The 18,782-nt window shown below is 26.9% G+C and carries 17 protein-coding genes and 1 tRNA gene; 7 read left to right on the top strand and 11 right to left on the bottom strand.

Going from position 1 to position 18,782, the window contains the following annotated elements; all coding sequences use genetic code 4:
* Window positions 1-40: 40 nt before the first annotated feature.
* On the bottom strand, window positions 41-811 hold the full coding sequence (gene rsmA / locus KQ877_RS02200; RefSeq protein WP_216535922.1) for a 16S rRNA (adenine(1518)-N(6)/adenine(1519)-N(6))-dimethyltransferase RsmA: 771 nt from the start codon (window positions 809-811) through the stop codon (window positions 41-43).
* Window positions 802-1,572: a TatD family hydrolase gene (locus tag KQ877_RS02205; protein ID WP_216535923.1), complete on the bottom strand. Its 771-nt coding sequence runs from the start codon at window positions 1,570-1,572 to the stop codon at window positions 802-804. The genes rsmA and KQ877_RS02205 overlap by 10 nt, the downstream gene beginning before the upstream one ends.
* 59 nt (window positions 1,573-1,631) lie before the next feature.
* On the opposite strand from KQ877_RS02205, the gene KQ877_RS02210 reads away from it, so the two are divergent.
* Window positions 1,632-2,996: a Sapep family Mn(2+)-dependent dipeptidase gene (locus KQ877_RS02210; RefSeq protein WP_216535924.1), complete on the top strand. Its 1,365-nt coding sequence runs from the start codon at window positions 1,632-1,634 to the stop codon at window positions 2,994-2,996.
* 13 nt (window positions 2,997-3,009) lie between these two features.
* Here KQ877_RS02210 and KQ877_RS02215 read toward each other — a convergent pair whose 3' ends face one another.
* Window positions 3,010-3,459, bottom strand: coding sequence for a bis(5'-nucleosyl)-tetraphosphatase (locus KQ877_RS02215; RefSeq protein ID WP_216535925.1), 450 nt, complete (start codon window positions 3,457-3,459; stop codon window positions 3,010-3,012).
* A gap of 23 nt (window positions 3,460-3,482) precedes the next feature.
* A tRNA-Arg gene (locus KQ877_RS02220) sits at window positions 3,483-3,559 on the bottom strand.
* Window positions 3,560-3,691: 132 nt separating this feature from the next.
* Between KQ877_RS02220 and KQ877_RS02225 the strand changes: the two genes are divergently transcribed.
* Window positions 3,692-4,414 carry a PQ-loop domain-containing transporter gene (locus KQ877_RS02225; RefSeq protein ID WP_216535926.1) on the top strand — a complete coding sequence of 241 codons (723 nt, stop codon included), beginning with the start codon at window positions 3,692-3,694 and terminating at the stop codon, window positions 4,412-4,414.
* Between the two features lie 15 nt (window positions 4,415-4,429).
* Here the strand turns inward: KQ877_RS02225 and KQ877_RS03840 are convergent, their stop codons facing one another.
* From KQ877_RS03840 to KQ877_RS02255, 6 genes are read right to left on the bottom strand one after another with little or no spacing between them, the layout of a single operon-like run.
* Window positions 4,430-6,340: a M13-type metalloendopeptidase gene (locus KQ877_RS03840; protein ID WP_216535927.1), complete on the bottom strand. Its 1,911-nt coding sequence runs from the start codon at window positions 6,338-6,340 to the stop codon at window positions 4,430-4,432.
* A 10-nt stretch (window positions 6,341-6,350) separates the two neighbouring features.
* On the bottom strand, window positions 6,351-9,284 hold the full coding sequence (locus KQ877_RS02235; protein WP_216535928.1) for an AAA family ATPase: 2,934 nt from the start codon (window positions 9,282-9,284) through the stop codon (window positions 6,351-6,353).
* Between the two features lie 7 nt (window positions 9,285-9,291).
* Window positions 9,292-9,975 carry a ribonuclease III gene (gene rnc, locus KQ877_RS02240; protein WP_216488376.1) on the bottom strand — a complete coding sequence of 228 codons (684 nt, stop codon included), beginning with the start codon at window positions 9,973-9,975 and terminating at the stop codon, window positions 9,292-9,294.
* The gene (plsX, locus tag KQ877_RS02245; RefSeq protein WP_216535929.1) at window positions 9,968-10,972 is read right to left on the bottom strand and encodes a phosphate acyltransferase PlsX; all 1,005 of its coding nucleotides are present in this window, start codon (window positions 10,970-10,972) and stop codon (window positions 9,968-9,970) included. The genes rnc and plsX overlap by 8 nt, the downstream gene beginning before the upstream one ends.
* Before the next feature lies 1 nt (window position 10,973).
* Window positions 10,974-12,641: a DAK2 domain-containing protein gene (locus KQ877_RS02250; protein WP_216535930.1), complete on the bottom strand. Its 1,668-nt coding sequence runs from the start codon at window positions 12,639-12,641 to the stop codon at window positions 10,974-10,976.
* A 2-nt stretch (window positions 12,642-12,643) separates the two neighbouring features.
* A complete protein-coding gene (locus KQ877_RS02255; protein WP_216488370.1) occupies window positions 12,644-12,943 on the bottom strand; it encodes a hypothetical protein in 300 nt (99 codons plus the stop codon).
* A gap of 173 nt (window positions 12,944-13,116) precedes the next feature.
* Here KQ877_RS02255 and rpmB point away from each other — a divergent pair, with 173 nt between their 5' ends.
* The 5 genes from rpmB to KQ877_RS02280 all read left to right on the top strand — a co-directional run bounded on the left by rpmB (window position 13,117) and on the right by KQ877_RS02280 (window position 17,127).
* Window positions 13,117-13,311, top strand: a complete 195-nt coding sequence (gene rpmB / locus KQ877_RS02260; protein ID WP_171113371.1) for a 50S ribosomal protein L28 — start codon at window positions 13,117-13,119, stop codon at window positions 13,309-13,311.
* Between the two features lie 78 nt (window positions 13,312-13,389).
* On the top strand, window positions 13,390-14,103 hold the full coding sequence (locus KQ877_RS02265; protein WP_216488368.1) for an ATP-binding cassette domain-containing protein: 714 nt from the start codon (window positions 13,390-13,392) through the stop codon (window positions 14,101-14,103).
* Between the two features lie 75 nt (window positions 14,104-14,178).
* On the top strand, window positions 14,179-15,162 hold the full coding sequence (locus KQ877_RS02270) for a ribose-phosphate pyrophosphokinase (RefSeq protein ID WP_216488366.1): 984 nt from the start codon (window positions 14,179-14,181) through the stop codon (window positions 15,160-15,162).
* Window positions 15,125-15,823: a 16S rRNA (guanine(527)-N(7))-methyltransferase RsmG gene (gene rsmG / locus KQ877_RS02275; protein ID WP_216488364.1), complete on the top strand. Its 699-nt coding sequence runs from the start codon at window positions 15,125-15,127 to the stop codon at window positions 15,821-15,823. Before KQ877_RS02270 ends, rsmG begins: the two co-directional genes overlap by 38 nt.
* 500 nt (window positions 15,824-16,323) lie before the next feature.
* Entirely contained in the window at window positions 16,324-17,127 is an 804-nt protein-coding gene (locus tag KQ877_RS02280; RefSeq protein ID WP_216488361.1) for a dimethylarginine dimethylaminohydrolase family protein, read from the top strand.
* 69 nt (window positions 17,128-17,196) lie between these two features.
* On the opposite strand, the gene gpmI is transcribed toward KQ877_RS02280, so the two are convergent.
* Window positions 17,197-18,711, bottom strand: coding sequence for a 2,3-bisphosphoglycerate-independent phosphoglycerate mutase (gpmI, locus tag KQ877_RS02285; protein ID WP_216535931.1), 1,515 nt, complete (start codon window positions 18,709-18,711; stop codon window positions 17,197-17,199).
* Window positions 18,712-18,782: the final 71 nt, after the last annotated feature.

Here is an 18,782-nt window from a genome sequence, read left to right on the forward strand (position 1 = left end):
ACCAAAAAGAAAAGGGTTTTGTTATTTTTTAATGTTTAAATTATATTTCATTAAATTCTTTAAAAAGCATTTTGAAGGTTTCTAAATTAAATTCCTGTGCTCTTGTGTTTTCATTTAAATTTAATAAGTTAAATTTCGATAAAATCGTTTCTTTTGAGTATTTTATCAGTAAATTGTTGAGTAATTTCTTTCTTTTAAAAGAAAAACAAAGTTTTATAAATTCTAGAAATTCAGCTGTATTAAATTCAATATCATGTTTAAATTCAAAATATACAACACTTGATCACACTTTTGGAGCGGGATTAAAAGCATTAGGGCTTACATCGAATAATTTTTTTACGTTGCAAAAATAATTACTTGAAACAGTTAATTTTGAGTAATTTTTTGTTGATGGTTCAGCAATTATTCTTTGAGCTACTTCTTTTTGCATTAAAATTATTGCTTTTGAAAATTTGTCATAATTATCAAATATTTTAAATAAAATATCACTTGTTATATAGTAAGGAATATTTGCAACAATGACTGAATTTTTTTCAATTGATGACAAATTTTCTTTTAAAAAATCAGCATGAATTAACTCAAAATTATCATCTTTTATATCGCTTTGCAAAATTTCTATCATATCTTTATCTATTTCATATGCAATTACTTTTTTGGCTTTTTTTACAAGCAATTTAGTTAAAGCGCCTTGACCGGGACCAATTTCAATTACGGTTTTATTTTCAATATCAGTTGCATTTGCAATTTTAAAAAGAATATTTTTATCTTCTAGAAAATTTTGTCCTAAAGATTTTTTTGCTTTTATTTGCATTTTATTTTAAATACTTTCTCTACATTATTTTCAACTTGTTTTATTAAGGTATTTTCTGAAATCATTTTTAATGCAGCTATAAATTTATAAGTATATTTTACATAAGGACTTTTATTTTCTTTTCCACGCATAGGAGTTGGTGCTAAATAAGGTGTGTCAGTTTCAACAAAAATGCGATCAAGAGGTATATTTTTAACTGCTTCTTGTGTATCTTTTGCATTTTTAAAAGTAACTACTCCTGAAATAGAAAAATAAACATTAGGATTTTTTAATAAAACTTCCACATCGTCTTTGTTACCCGAAAATGAGTGAAAAATAAAAATCATATCTTTATATTCTTCTCTAAAAACAAATTCAATAGCATCTTCCATTGCATCTCTAATGTGTAACATAACTGGTATATTATGTTTTTTTGCAACCTCAACTTGACTAATTAGTGAAATTAATTGTTCTTCTTTTGAAGGTGTATTATCATAGTGATAATCTAAACCTATTTCTCCTATCGCTATTACGTCTTTTGTAATTATTTTTTCAAGATCTAATCCATCTTGCATACCATTTGATTCATTGGGATGAATCCCGATAATAGGATATACAAAATCTAATTTTGAACTTAGGTTAATAGTTTCTAAAGAATTATTAAGATTAGTTCCCACCATAAAAAGTAATTGCATTTCTTCTCGATATCAATCATTACAAATTTGTACGGGATCTTCAAAATATTCTTTAAATGGATGTGTGTGTATGTCAATATATTTCATATTATTCCTTTTTTTATATAAACAATTATAATTTAAAGTATATATTAATGAGGAGAATTATGGACAACATTATTAAATATAAACAAACTAAAGAAGAATTTGACAAAATGATTCAACAAATTGCTGAGTTATGTAAAATTCCTTCTGTTTCAGTTACAAATTTAGAAAATGAATTTCCGTTTGGAAAAGAAGTAGACAATGCTTTAAATTATGTTTTAAATTTATCAAAAGAATTTGGATTTAAAACTTTTAAAGATGCCAAAAATCGTTATGGTTTCGTGGAAATTGGTTCAGGTAAAAAACTTATTGGTATTTTATGTCATTTAGATGTTGTACCTAGTGGAGATGATTCACAATGAGAAAGTGCTGCTTTTGAGCCATTAATTAAAGAAGATGAAATTTTTGGAAGAGGTACTTTAGACGATAAAGGTCCATCAATTATAACTTTACATGCAATGAAATATATTCTTGATAATAATTTAATTGACGATAATTACACAATTAGAGCTATTTTTGGTTTAAGCGAAGAAACAACCATGGAATCCATGAAATTTTATTTAAAAGATTTTGGTTATCCAGATTTAGGATACACACCAGATGGAGAATGACCACTTGTTTTTGCTGAGAAGTTAATTTTTGATTATAACTTAAAATTTGACCAATATCAGGATCTAAAATTATATGCAGGTGAAGTTTATAATCAAATACCTGACGCACTTGTTGTTGAAACAAAAGAAGCAAATGATTTAATTAAATTGTTTAAAAAAGAAGATATTGAAATTTTAGATACAAATAAATTTTTAGTAAAAGGTATTGCAGGTCATGGATCAACACCAGCAGCAGGTGATAATGCTATTTTAAAATTTATAAAAACTGTTGTTGAACATGATAAAAAATATCTTGAAAATGATTTTTTCAAATACATGTATTTAAACTTTAAAAATAATGATTTTTCAATGCCTGATTTATTTTTTAACTATGAAGATGAAAGTGGAGTTTTAACTTCAAATCCCGCAATTTTAAGAACTGAAAATAATGAATATATTATTGGTTTTGATATGCGTGTACCTGCTAAAAAAACACCAGAACTAGTAACAAAAGATTTGCTACATTATTTAGATGTACATGAATACAAATATACATTTGAAATGGTGGGATCTAAAAATGCTAAATATATAGCACCCGATTCTGAACTTGTGCAAACATTAATGAATGTATATAGACAAATTACTGGAAATTATGAAGAAAGACCAATAGCAATTGGTGGTGGAACTTACGCAAGAACTTTTGAAAATTGTGTTGCTTTTGGTGCAACCACTAAAATGGAACTTATGCATGCTCCAAATGAAAGATTCACATTTAAAGAAATAAAAATGGACTTAGAAATCTATATAAACGCTTTAAAAGAATTACAAAAATTATAAAAATAAAAAATACCTATTCATTTAGGTATTTTTTTCATATATCAAATGGTTGAATATCATTTAAAAAATTCTGACAGGTTTCTAAATGTTTTTTATCTTCTTTATAACTTAAAGTTTCATATGCTTCTGAAAGCGTTACTCATTTAGCTTCAGTAATTTCTTCTTCTTGTTTTGTTATTTTTTTACTTGTGGGGATACCAATGAAATAAATAACTTCTTTGGGTATATTGTCGTATATCACATACTTACTTCTTAGTCTGATTTCATTTGTTGCAAATGGTATTGCTTTAATACCTGTTTCTTCTAAGACTTCACGTATTGCTGTTTGTTCTTCTGTTTCGTTTTTTTCAACATGACCTTTTGGAAATCCTCAGTGAGTTCTTTGATTAACAATTAACACTTCAGTTTCTTTATTTTTGTTTAAATCAAATAAAATCAAACCACAAGACTTTTCTTTTTTCATAATACCTCCAAGCCAATAAAAAATGGCGATCACGAAGGGAATTGAACCCATGACCACAAACTTAGGAGGTTTGTGCTCTATCCTACTGAGCTACGTGACCACTATTATTATTTTATTATAAATTATATTTTAATAAAACTTATATAAAAACATAAAATTAATTTATTAAAATCAGCATTAAAATAAAATTAAAATAAACACCTAAGTTGCTTTTTTGCTATAATCATTGAATATGGATACATTTTTAAAAATTGGCGAAGTGTTCGGATGATTCGGAGCATTTGCAACTGTATTTCTAGGATTACCACAATTAATAAAATTAATAAGAGAAAAAAGCGTAGGAAAGGTTAAATTTGTAAGTTTTTGAGTATTTTATTGAGGATTATTCGCTTGGGTTTTATTCGGAACATTTTTACCGGGCGGATTAGTTCAAGTTTCTATCTCAAACTTATTATGTATTTATATATATTCAGCTGTTATTTTTTATTTATATTATTATGATGAAAATATTGGTAAATTAAAAAATAACAAAAAAATTATCTTGCTGAATGTAAGTATAATTATCGGAGTTTTTTGTATTTTGTCAACAGCGATGACAATATATGGAATTATCCCTAATACACAAAAGATTCACAATTCAGTTGTACAAATGATTTTGGGAATAACAATTCCATCATTTACCTGTTTAGCATTCATGCCACAAGTATTTTATAGTTTTCAAACAAAAAACTTTGCAGGAATAAGTGCATATATGGTGCTGATGTTTATTATGAACAATGTTTTTTGAATAATATACTGAGTATCAAGACTAGTAGAACAACACACATATGCATTTGCGATATCACTTGGATGACAAATATTTAGTTTAATAATATTTAGTGTTCAAATGATATATACAATTGAGTATTATGTTAAACTTAGAAAAACAAAAATTAAAATAAAAAGCCACTCATAAATAGCGGCTTTTTTGTTATCAAATTTTTACTCTTTTTTCTGGAGATACATACATTTTATCTCCTTCTTTTATATCGAATTCTTCATAGAATTCATCCATATTTGAAAGTTGTATATTAGCTCTTAATTTTGTTAATGAGTGAACATCTGTAAGAAGTAGTAATTCAGCATATTTAGGTAAATATTTAGCTCTTCAGATTGTTGCATAGTTAATCATAAATTCTTTTGCGTTAAAATCTTTTTGCATTTTAGCAGATTCAAAAGCACAAGCAACTCCACCGCAATCAGCAATATTTTCAGATACTGTTAATTTTCCATTACTAATTCCATACTCTGTTTCTATTCCATCAAACAATTCAATCATTTTTTGTTCTTTTTCTTTTAGATTTTCATAATCTTTTTCAGTTCATCAATTTTTGATGTTTCCATTTTCATCAAAATTTGCACCATTATTATCAAAACCATGTGAAATTTCATGAGCCATAACTGTACCAATACCCCCGAAATTTTGTGAAGAAGATTGATCTATTGAATAAAAAGGAGCTTGTAAAATAGCTGCTGGGAAAACTATTTTATTATCTGTTGGTGAGTAATATGCATTTATCATAGCGGGTGACATACTTCATAAAGTTTTGTCTTTTGTTTTTAAGTATTTATTTAAATTTTCTTCAACAGCTAATTTTCTAAAGTTTAAAAGGTTTTCAATTAGGTTTGAACCTTTTTGATAAGTTTTTGTCACCATAAAATCGTAATAAGCATTAATTTTATCTGGATATCCTACATAAGCTTTAAAACTTGAAAGTTTTTTTTGTGCTTGTTCAATTGTTTCTTTTGATAATCAAGTATTTTCAGATAATCTTTTTTGATATACCTTTATCATTTCTGAAACCATTTTTTCAACATCTTGTTTTGCTTTTGGCCCGAAATATGTTTCACCATAAAATTTACCAAATACCATACTAAATTCAGATAAAGCTAAATTTCTTGCTGAAAGTTGTTTTTCAGTGGCTTCTTTTACACCTGTAAATCCACGACGGAATTCACCTGCTAAAACTCTCATTTCATCGGTTAAAAATGGTGCAAAATTATAAATAGCATGAATTAATAATCTTGCTTTGTAATTTTCAAAATTTTCTTTTGTAAAAATATTGTCAAAATTTTCTAAAAATTGTGGATACATTACATTAGCAAATTCAACTTTATTATTTAAAAGATCTTCAACTACAGAAATTATGTCAATATTTTTAACTTGTTTTTTAATTTCTTCTGAAGTCATTATGTTTGCAATATTTAGTATTTCTGCTCCAAATTCAGGACTTGGTGTGTATTGTCATAATGATTCATCAAAGTTTAATGCTTTTTGAATTAATTCTTCAGCGTCATTATCTTTGTAGTCAAATTTTGCTAAAAGTTTTTTAGTAGATTCTTCAAATAATTTATATAATGCAGCTTTTTTTTCTTCATTTTCATACATATTTTTAGCTGGTAATATAGTTGATGGATTACCCATGTATAAAATTTCTTGTTCTGAATTTTTTAAATTTGTATATACTTCAACTTCTATTGGAAGATATAAACCTATGTAATGCATTTTTTTGTAATTTTTAAACACATCATCAAAAGATTTTAAACTGTTAATGAAATCTAAAATATTTTGAACAGGTTTTTTTCCTAGTTCTTCTCTTTTATCTCAGTCATTAGCCATTTTATATAACTTAATCATTTCAGTTAATTTTGGGTAATTAGTAGGGATTGTTGTTAAATCATTAGATCATTTTTCTATAAGTTCTTTTTGTAATTCTTCTACTTGATCATGTAGAATCATGAATGTTCCTGTTGCTGTTTTATCAGCTCTAATTTTTGCTGATTTTAATCATTCTCCATTTACTGCTTCATAAAAATCATTTTTTAATAATTCTTTATCCATATTTATTCTCCTATTTTTTATCTTGTATTAATTCCTTTGCTTTTGATAGTTCAACACTAAAAAATGTAGTAACTCCACGATTTTGCATTGTTGCTCCATAAAGTTTATCAACTCTTTCCATTGTTCCTTGTCTATGAGTAATTACAATAAATTGAGTATCTTGTTTTAATTTGTGTAAAAATTCAGCAAATCTAATAACATTAGCTTCATCTAATGCAGCCTCAACTTCATCTAAAATACACAATGGAAGGGGCTTTGCTTTTAGTATACTGAAAAGTAAACTAATTGCAATAAGAGCTTTTTCTCCTCCACTAAATAATTTTAAATTTTTAACTGATTTTCCTGGAGGTTGTGCAATTATATCTAATCCAGTTTCTAGTAAATTATTTGGGTCTGTATACTTAATTTCAGCCATCCCCCCACCAAACATTTTGTTAAATACAAATTTAAATTCATTATTAACTAATTCAACTGTGCTAGTAATTCTATCGATAATTATTTTATCCATTTCATCAATAGCTTTTTCAATGATATCTTTTGCTTCAGTTAATTCTTTTTGAGATTCACTTATTTTGTCATAACGTTGTTGAGTTTGTGTTAATTCTTCAATACTATCAACATTTACATTACCTAATTCTTTTATTTCAACTTTTAAGTTTTGCACAATTTTTTTAGCAGATGAATAATCTATATCTGGGTTGTAGTAAAGTTGTTTTGCGTTTTCATAAAGTAAAGAATATTGTTCGCTTAAACGTTTATTTGCTTGTTCAATTACTGAATTTGCTTTAGTTTGTTGCACTAAATATTTTTCACGAATAGCCATTGTTTCGCGGTAATTTGCATTTAATTCTGTTTTTTGATCAATTAGTGCGTCAATGCTAATATTAATTTCTTTTAGTTTTTGATTTTTTGAATTTAATATTGCTAATGTTGTATCTCTTTCTGAAATATAAGTTTCAATTGTTTGACTAAAATCAATATTTTCTTCTAGGGTTATTTTTTTATTTGTGTGTGTTTCGTATTGGTTTTTTAATTCATCAAATTCATTAATAGCTTCATGTTGTTTTTGCTTAATTGCTGATAATTGTACTGAAAGTTCTCTATTATTAGTTGTTAATTGTTCTTTTTGGAATTGTAAATCATCACGAGTTTTTGTTAATTCATTGATTTTTTTAGTAACTTGAGGAATTAGATCTTCTAATTCTTGAATTTTTTTATCTAATTCAAATGTATTAGATTGTTGGACACTTTGTCCACCAGTCATTATTCCACCAACTCTTATAATGTCCCCATCAAAAGTAACAATCATGTATTTTTTTTCAAGTAATTTTGATAATTTATTAGCTTCATCAATGTTGTTTGCAATTAAAATGTTTCCTAATAAAAATTGTCTTAAAACATCAAATTCTTTTTTTGTTTGTATAAGGTCACTTAAAACACCAACAAAACCTTCTTGAGTTTGTGCAACAATTAAGTGTTCTTCACGTATGTATCTTGGTTTTATAGAAGAAAGTGGAATAAATGTAGCTCTTCCTGCTTTATTATTTTTTAAAAATTCAACAGCACTTACAGCAGTTTCTGGTACATCTACAACAATATTTTGCAGTGCACTTGCAAGCACGGTTTCTACTGCTAAAGTATATTCTTTTGGTACTTCTAAAAGATCAGAAACAATACCTTTATAACCTTTAAATAATGATGAGTTTTCAACTATTGTTTTTGTACCCTTTGTTAAAGTTAGTTTATTATCTCTAATATCTTTAAATTGCTCTAATCTAGCATTTAATTTTGAACGATTGTCATAGTGTGAGCTTAAAGTTTTATTTACTTCAAATAATTGTTTGTGAATTTCAGTATTTTTTTCAGATAAATCTTGAATTTTCATATTTGCTTGAATTTCAAATTGTTTATAAGAAACTATAATTGCATTTAATTCTTCTAATCTTTCTTTAATTGATTCAATTTTTTCTGATAGTGAAACTTGAATTTTTCCTGATAAAATTCATTCTCTTTGTTGTTTATCTTGAATTGATCTAACTTGTAAGTTACTGATTTGTTCATTTAATGAATTGATTTTTAAATTAAAATCAGAAATTTCTTTATCTAATTCTCTTCTTTGTTGTGTTACTAAATCTAATTGTGATTCAACTGTTTGCAAATTATCATTTAAATTTGTAATAACACTTTCAACATCACCATATTCGTTTTGTAAATTATTGATAATTTCATTAGCTTCATTTAATTCATGCACTAATAAAGCAACTTCAACTTCTTTAAGTTGTGAATTTTTGTCTATAAAAACTTGTGCTTTTTCAGCTTGTCTTTTTAAAGGTTTTAGTTGTCTATCAAGTTCTTCAACTAATGTAGTTATATTTACTAAAGCTTCATTAGTTTTTTCTAATTTTTTTTGTGCTTCAGCCTTACGAACTTTATACATGTTTGTGCCAGCTGCTTCTTCAAAGAATTCACGCCTTCTTTCCGGCGTTGCTTCAGCCACATCACTTATTGTTCCTTGACTAATTATCGCAAGTGAAGATTTAGAAATACCACTTTGCATAGCAATTTCTTTTATGTCTTTCATTCTTGCTAGTTCACCATTTATATAGTATTCATTTGAACCTTTTCCACGATATAGAACTCTTGAAATTGTGAATTTATCATGCGGAATAGAAACCTCTCTATCTGAGTTATCAAAAGTCAAAATAACTTCAGCTTTATCCATTTCTTTTTCAGTTTCTGAACCACTAAAAATTACATCTTCCATGCTGTCACCACGAAGAGCTTTTGAAGAAGATTCACCTAAAACTCATTTAATAGCATCATTTATATTACTTTTTCCACTACCATTAGGACCAACAATAGCAACTATTTCACCATTAAATTTTAAATTTACTTTATCAGCAAATGATTTAAAACCATAAGCTTGTACTTCTATTAATTTCATATTCCCCCTAGATGTTTAGATTTTCTAAAGCATTTTTTGCTGCATTTTCTTCAGCTTCTTTTTTATTTTTACCAATCCCAACTCCGTATTTTGTTTTGTTGTAAATGACGGTTGAAATAAATCCATCTTCATGTTTTTTGGTTTCATAACTTACCGATAAATCATTTGATTGGATAAATTCTTGAAAAAGAGTTTTTGCATCTTTGTTTTCTTTATTTACATAATATTTAACTTCAGTAAAAATAGTCTTTTGAAGAATTTTTTCTACTGCTTTCATTCCTAAAGAAAGATATGTTCCAGCTATAAAACTTTCAAAAATATCAGCATAAACTTTTTTAGAATTTTGTAATTGGTGAATAGCGCCTTTAGAAGCTTTTAATAGTGAAAATAAACCATATTTTTGTGAAATTTTAGCGAGATTTTCTGTTTTTACAAGAGTAGATCTCAATGTTGTTGCGTGTCCTTCATCAATGTCATTATGTTTTAAAAACAGATATTCTGATACTTTAAACTGTAAAATAGCATCCCCTAGATATTCATTTAATTCATAACTTTTATATTGTCTATGTTCATTTGCAAATGTTGAATGAGTAAATGAAATATCAAAAAAAGTAAAATCTTTTAAACCGGCAGTGTTAATTTCAAATTTGTGTAAAATATCTAGTAATTTTGTAGTAAATTCATTATTCATTATTTTCCTCAATTTCACTCAAGTGTACTTGAATTTTTTCAATGGTTTGTGCTTCTATAATTTGTTTTAATTGATTTAAAGCACCGTAAAAAGCATTTTCATCACTTCGACCATGTGCCTTTGCAACTATTTTATTAAATCCTATTATTGTTGCAGCTCCGACTTGTTTATAATCAAATTTATTTTTAATTTTTCTTAATTCTTTTTTTAGTAAAAGAGCTGCTAATTTATTAATTCAAGAAGCTAAAAATGCATCTTTTAATAGAATAAAGAATGTAGAAAAAGCACCTTCCATACTTTTTAATAAAATGTTACCTGCATATCCATCAGAAACAACTACATCCACATCACCATTTAAAATTTGGTTTGGCTCAATAAAACCAGCATATTGAAATAAATTTTTACTATTTTTTAAGATATAGTGTGCTTCTTGCTGTATAGTTTGACCTTTGTAATCTTCTGTGCCAATATTTAAAAGTGCTAATTGGGGATTATTTTTGTTAAATAATGATTTGTAAAAAATTGTTGCGATTTTTGATCATTGCACTAAATATTCAGTTTTTGTTTCAATATTTGCACCGACATCTAAAAGTAAAAATTGCCCTCCATTTTTTTTGGGCATTAAAGGCATAAAAGCAGGTCTAGATACTCCTTGCAATCTTTGTAATTTTAGTGTTGTAATAGTCACTAATGAACCTGAATCTCCACTGCTTAATAAAGCATCTACATCATTTGTTTTAGTAAATTCTGTTGCTTCTAACATAGAAGAAGGATTTTTTAGAATCTCGCGAAGATTTTGAGTTTTGGTAACAATAAAAGGTGAATGATTAAAAATCACATTTTTAGGTAAATTTATGTTTAGTTCTTGTAAATCTTTATTATTCCCGAACAAAATTAAAGTATAATCAGGGTTTTCAAGAGCTCATTTATAAGAAGCTTTTATTGCGTATTTTGAACCATTATCATTATTTAGTGTGTCTACAACAATTTTTTTCATATTATTCAATAGCTATATAGTATGGATATAAAGCTTGTCCTCCATTATTAATTTCAACCTCAACATCAAAATTTACTTGAATATATTCTTGAAGTTCAGTAGCATCTGCTTCACTTGCGTCTTGTCCATAATAAATAGTAACTATTTCGGTAGAATCATCAATTAATTCATCAAAAAGAGCTTTTGCAGCATCATTTTGATTTGTGTGTGTTGATAAAACTTTACCTTTTGTAAGTGATAAATATTGTCCTTTTTTAATTCTTACACCATTAATTCTTGTGTCTTTTACTGCATATGTAACTTCTGCGCTTTTAATAGATTTTACTGCGTCTTTCATGTTTAATTCGTTATCTTCTGGACTTGAATCTTCATTAAAGTTTAAAATCGCTGAAATTCCTTCTACTTGAGTTTTGGTAGGAATTATTACAATATTTTTCTTTTTACCTGAAATTTGTGAAGCTTGTTGTGCAGAAAGTGTAATATTTGAGTTATTAGGTAGAATAAAAATTGTTTTTGCATTAATTTTATTAATTGCAGAAACAATATCTGCTGTTGAAGGGTTGTTGGTTTGTCCACCTTCAATTACAAAGTGAGCACCTAGTGATTTAACTATTTCAACAATTCCATCCCCACTATTACATGTTATCAATCCACAATTTACATTTATAACTGCATTATCATTTGAAGTTTGTTTGTTTGTGTTGCTATCTGCTTCTTGTTTTTCTTTTAATTTTGTTGTATTTTGTTTTGAATTATTTGCTTGCTGAGTCATGTTTTCTATTTTAATTTTTACAAATTCACCTAAAGTTTGTACACTATTTAAAACTGTTCCCGGTTTTAATGCGTGAATGTGAACTTTTAAGTAATTATTATCATGGACAACAACAATGCTTGAACCTAATTTTTCTAATTTTCTTACTAAATATTCTTTGTTAAATCTATTTGGTTTGTTTAATTCAATGATAAATTCAGTACAATAACCAAATTCTCCTTCAAAAACTTCAGTGTCGTTAATGAAGCGATTAATATATTCATCAGTATCAACTATTTCAACAGGTTGACCTTGAAAATACAAACTAATTCCTTCAATAACTTTAACAAGTCCAAAACCTCCGCTATCAACAACACCAACTTCTTTTAGTATTGGTAATAATTCAGGAGTTTTTTCTACACTCTCATTTGCACTAATAAAGGCTTTTGCAAATACATCTTTTACAGAAGCACTTGCTAAAACATTTTTTGAAAGAGATTCACTGGTTTGTCTAATTACAGTTAATATTGTTCCTTCTATAGGTTTTAATACTGCTCGATAAGCTACATTAGTTGCTTCATTAAATGCATTAATAAGGTCGTTAGTATTAGCACTTTCTAAATTTTTAAAGGCGTTTGCAAATCCTCTGAAAATTTGAGAAAGAATAACACCTGAATTTCCCCTCGCTCCTAACAACATTTGTTGTGCAACTAAGTTTGAAGCATGTGATAAATTTTTTAATTCACTATCTGGTATATTTTCTAAAAATTCTTTTGCAACTTTTATGGTTGCATACATATTTGTTCCTGTATCTCCATCTGGTACGGGAAAAACATTTAAGTTATCAATTGTTTTTTTGTGATTACCCAGATTGTTAGCGGCTGAAATAACAGCATTTTTTCATTGTATTCCGTTCATATTTATTGAATCCCTCTTATAAAAATATCTAAATTTCCTAAATTTATTTTGTTTTTGTTTAATGTGTAATTAATGGTTTGATAAATTTGTTCAATAATGCTTTTTGCTGAAACATTTGAAAGAATTATAATTCCTATTGAAATATTTAATTGACAATTATTATCGTTAATAATGATTTGTTGATAATTTTCATTTTTTAAATCTTCTGAATCATTTAAAAAATCTAAGTCAGCAAAACCAACAATTCCCACTATGCTAGAAATAGCATTTAAAATATCTGTAGTGATTTTGTCTTTTTCCATAGTTAATATTTTATATTATTTTTAGTAATTTTTATTAATTAGTGATATTGGAATCGTCTTATGGTTTTATTTCCTTGTAATAATTTATCAAAAAGATAATAAGAAAAAAATTGGTTTGTGTTAAAATATTTACGCAATGCTAAATAATTACGTAATATATTTAAGGAGTAAAAATGCCAGGTAAAGATAGTTTAACCGGACGTAAAGCTCTAAGCGGTAACAAAAGATCACATGCTTTAAATGCTACAAAAAGAAGATTTGATCTAAACTTACAAAAAGTTACCATTTTAGACAACGGACAAAAGAAAAAAATCCGTGTAACCGCTAAAACAGCAAGAACATTAAGAAAATATGGTCTTACTGCTTAATTTATAATTAAATCTCACAAAAGTGAGATTTTTTAATAACTTTTTTTATAATTTATCTATAAGAACTAAGGATAAAACATGGAAATAAAATTTAAACATTATTATGCTAAATATAATCAAAGAAAAGATTCTCAATTACTTGATATAGATTTTGAAATCAAAAGTGGCGATATGGTTTCGATAATTGGGCCATCCGGAGCCGGAAAAACAACTATTTTTAATGCTTTTTTTGGAGATCTAATTAAAGAGCGTGGCGATTTTTGTGTAGATGATGAAAATATTGAAAATTACAACAAAAAACAAAGAAAAGAACTCTATAAAAGAATTGGTTTTTTAAGTCAAGAAACAAATTTAATTCCAACAGACGATGTATATACAAGTATATTGAGAATATATAAATTTCCATTCGTAAAAAAACAAGTTAAAGAAAAAATATATTCATTACTAAAACAATTTAATATGTTTGAATATATTTTTACAAGAATCAGTGAACTTAGTGGTGGACAAAAACAAAAAATTGAACTTATTAAATTAATATTAATCAACAAAGATTTGATTTTAGCCGATGAACCCACAAACAGTTTGGACCCTGAATCCAGCGTTGAGTTTTTAGAAATTTTAAAAAAATTAAATAGTGAAAAAAATATTACAATTGTAACAATAATTCATGACATATCTTTAGCAAAAAAATATTTTAAAAAATTCATAGCAATTAAAAATGGAAAAATGGTTTTTAAGGGAAAATGGTCAGATTTTGACCAAAAAACCTATGATTTAGTCTTCAAAAAATAAAAAATATTGATTTTTATAAAAATTGCAAGTTTAAAAATTTATAATATTAATATATTTATTTTTTTAGGGGTTAAGATGGAAAAAATTTATAAAAATTCAATTATTTTTGGAATGGATAATTCCTGAGATTTAGCAGAAGAAATAGGACAAATTTTAGAATTAGAAGTCCACAAACCAAACAAGATAACATTTTCAGATGGAGAAACTTTATTATCAAGCGATATAACAGTTAGAAATTTAGATACATATATTATTTGCAACACAGGAAGAAACGTTCATGATAACTTAATGGAACTACTGATTTTCATAGATTCATTAAAAAGAGCTAGTGCTAAAACAATAAATGTTGTTATGACATATTATGGATATGCAAGGCAAGATCGTAAAGCAGATGGTCGTCAACCAATTACAGCTAAATTAGTTGCGGATCTTTTAGAAGTTGCAGGTATTACAAAACTTACAACAGTAGATTTACATAACTCTTCAATTCAAGGATTTTTTAATGTTTCAGTTGATGACTTAAGAGCGCAATTAATATTTTCTGAAGAATTAAGAAAAAGAAACGCAGAATTTACAGTGGTAAGTCCTGACCATGGTGGGGCAGTTAGAGCGAGAACATTAAGTGAATTAATTTCAAATGATGTAAAAATAGCAATTATCGATAAAAGAAGAACTGCACCTAATGTTAGTGAAGTTATGGGTGTTTTGGGTGATGTTCAAGATAAAAATGTTGTTATTATTGATGATATTATTGACACAGGTGGAACAATTATTAAAGCAGCAAAAACTTTAAAAGAAAATGGTGCAAAAGATATTCTTGTTGCAGCAACACATGGAATTTTTAGTAAAGGTTTTGAAATGTTTGAAAATGAAGAAAGTATTAAAGAAGTTATTATTACTAATTCTATGGACATAGACCATTTAAGAAAATTCAAAAAAATCAAAATTTTATCACTAGGATTTTTATTAGCTCATGTAATCAAACAAAACATCAACAGAAAATCATTAACAGAAATTTACAATGCTTACAAAGACGGAAATTGAGAAAATTTTAACTAGTTTTAATATAAATTTATCAGATAGTAAATTACAAACTCTTTTTGAATATTATCTTTTAATAGAAGAAAAAAACAAGGTTATGAATCTTACGGGATTTCATAATGAAAAACTTATAATAGAAGGCTTTATTGAATCATATTTACTTTTAAAAAAGGCCTTCGATTTATCCGACCCTCAAAAATATAAATTACTTGACATAGGAGCAGGAGTTGGATTTCCTAGTGTACCTTACTTAATAATGACTGATAAAAATATTGAATTAACAATCATTGAACCACTAAAAAAACGTTGTATTTTTTTAAATCATATTTCCGATACCTTGAAACTTAATATAAACGTAATAAATGATCGCGCAGAGAATGTTAAGTTAAAAAACGAATTTGATTTAGTCACTGCTAGAGCTGTTATGGAACTAAAATATTTAGTTGAAGTGTCATGTCAGTTAGGTAAAATAAATAGCCAACAAGTTTTTATTAAAGGTTCTAATATTAAATCTGAACTTGATGACGCAAAAGCAATTTTAAAACTTTTAAATTTAAAATATCTTGTAAATGAATATAAAACTGAAGGAATAAGAACAAATAATTTAGTTTATATTTTTAAAACAGAATCGATAAATCCAAAATTTCCAAGGTCATGAAACACAATAATTAAAAAATAACAAAAACGCAAAACATATTTCTTGCGTTTTTTATTAACCTAAATAACGTTAAAAATAGTAAAAAATATATTTAATAAAAAATATTGCAAAAAAAGATAGTTATAACCATTATAATAATAATGAGCAGTTTGGCTTAATTTCCAAATTGCTTATTAGGGTTTATTATTATTTTTTAAAAATATTTATTGAAAACAAATTAATTATCTGCTTCTATTATTTCAAGATTAATACTAAAACCATCATTATTTTTAAGTTATTAATCTCTCCTTTCTTTGTAAGTCCAAAAGACTATATATTATATTAAGATTAAGGGTGCCTCAATAATACGGGCATCTTTTTATATACAAATATTGGTAAATCAAAAATTTGTGTTATAATATAATCACTTTGTTAGCCACTGACAGTGTCAGTATTTTTAATTTTACTTTTTTTTAATTCACTTTATTTTTTCTTGATAAAATTAAAGTAAGAGTAAATTAGAAAATAAGGAGAAAATAAAAATGACACAAATGAAAGATAAATTTAAAAACGTTATTGTTAAGACGCCAGCTTCAACAATGATTAATGGAATTGCTTCATCAGAAGAAGCACAATCATTACCTCCAGTTAATTATGAATTGGCTCTAAAACAACACGCAAATTATATAAAAACACTAAAAGAAGCAGGAGTTGAAGTTACTATAGCTCCTAAAAATGAAGATTTCCCAGATTCATGCTTCGTTGAAGATACAGCGGTTATCGTTACAGGTGAATTCGCAGTATTGACAAATCCAGGTGCTGACACAAGAAATGGTGAAAAATTAGAAATGTTACCATATCTACAAAAATTCTTTGATGATGAACACATCTTTAAAATTCAATTCCCAGGAACAGTAGACGGTGGGGATGTTATGATGGTAGGGGATACATACTACATCGGAATGTCAGATAGAACAAACCGTGAAGGAATTAGACAATTCCACAACATATTAGCAGCTCACGGTAAAAAAGTTGTTCCAGTTCCAATGACAGAAATGTTACACTTAAAAACAGGAGTTAACTACTTAGAACACAACAATCTATTAATTTCAGGAGAATTTTTAAATTACCCAACATTTAAAGACTTTAACCAAATTGTTGTAGATAAATCTGAAGCTTACTCAGCAAACTGTATTTGAGTAAATGAAACAGTTATAGTTCCAGCAGGATACCCAGGAACACTTAAAAAAGTTCAAGATCTTGGAATTTACAAAGTTGTTGAATGCGACACATCAGAATTTAAAAAATTAGATGGTGGATTAAGCTGTCTATCACTAAGATTCTAATAAACAAACAAACATCCTTAATGGATGTTTTGTATACAAAAAAACACAGTATTTTACTGTGTTTTTTAATTATTTTAATCTATTTATTATTAAAGATTGTCCCGTCATTTCTGCGGGTTTATCAATATTTAAATAATCTAAAATTGTAGGAGCAACATCTGCTAGTGTACCATTTTTAAGGGCGATGGTTTTATCATATGAAATTAACATAACCGGACTTGTGGTGTGTTTTGTTGCAGGATTATTGTTTTCATCTTCAGTAATTTCTGCATTGCCGTGATCTGCTGTAATAAATCAATTTACTTCATCTTTGTGAGTGCTTACATAATTTAAAATTCGTTCAAATTGTTCATCTAAAAATTCTATGGCCTGTGTAGTTGCTTTTAAATTTCCAGTATGACCAACCATATCTGGATTAGCATAATTTACGATTATAAAATCATAATTGTCTATTTCATTTAATAAAACGTCTGTAATTTCTCTTGCTGACATATGAGGATAATCTGCAAATGATTCAGCCTTTATGCTGTCCACTAAAATTCTAGATTCATTATTAAATTTAACATCTTTTCCACCATTAAAAAAGTATGTAACATGAGCATATTTTTGAGTTTCAGCAATTCTTAATTGTTTAATGTTATTTTTAGCAAGAACTTCTCCTAAAGAATTTTCTATACTCATTTCTTTAAATGCTATTTCTGTGTTTATGTCTTCGTATTTCATTAAAGAAACAAATTTAGCAATTTTTATCTTATTTTTGGGTTCGTAATCATATATTTTTGAACCTAAAAATAAATGTGATAATTGTCTTGCTCTATCGGGTCTAAAATTAAAAAATACAATCGAATCATTGTCTTTTACCGGTTTTGAATTTCTTACAAAAGCGGGCACAAAAAATTCATCAAAAATATTTTGAGAATATTGTTTATTAATATAGTCATTTATATCATCAATAACATTTTCGCTTTGTCCCAAAATTGCGTCATATGCTAATTGATTTCTTGAAAAAATTTTATCCCTATCCATTGCATAAAAACGGCCAGCAATAGAAGAAATTACATAATCATATTCTTTTATTTTTTTGTTTAAAATTTCGAGAGATTCATTGATAGATTGAGGAGAAACATCTCGACCATCTCCAAAAATATGAACACTCACATCCTTTAGATTATTTTCATAACACATATCTAATATTTCAAACAAATGTTTATCAATTGAATGTACTCCTCCGTTACTTAAAAGACCCATAAGATGCAGTGTTGTTTGAGTATTTTTTGAGTATTTAATAACGTCTAGTAGTGTTTTGTTGTGTTTAAAAGTATTTTCTCTTATTTCATTATTTATTAGAGAAAGCCCGGTATAAACAACTCTCCCGGCCCCTATTGTTAAATGTCCAACTTCACTGTTTCCAATTTGATTTTCGGGTAAACCAACATATTTTCCAGAAGCCTCTAGTATTGAATTAGGACACATTGCAAAAAGATAGTCAAAAATAGGGTGAAATGCTAACTTAAAAGCATTTCCTTGATTTTCCTCGCGAATCCCTAAACCATCAATAATTGTTAGTATTACTTTCTTTTTCACGCTACCTCCCTTATAATTACTTTAATTATATAAAATTATATTTCACATAAATACTAATTCTTATTAAGAAT

Origin of the sequence: Mycoplasma zalophi (genome assembly GCF_018914005.1) — a bacterium.
Classification (GTDB): Bacteria; Bacillota_I; Bacilli_A; order Mycoplasmatales; family Metamycoplasmataceae; genus Metamycoplasma; species Metamycoplasma zalophi_A.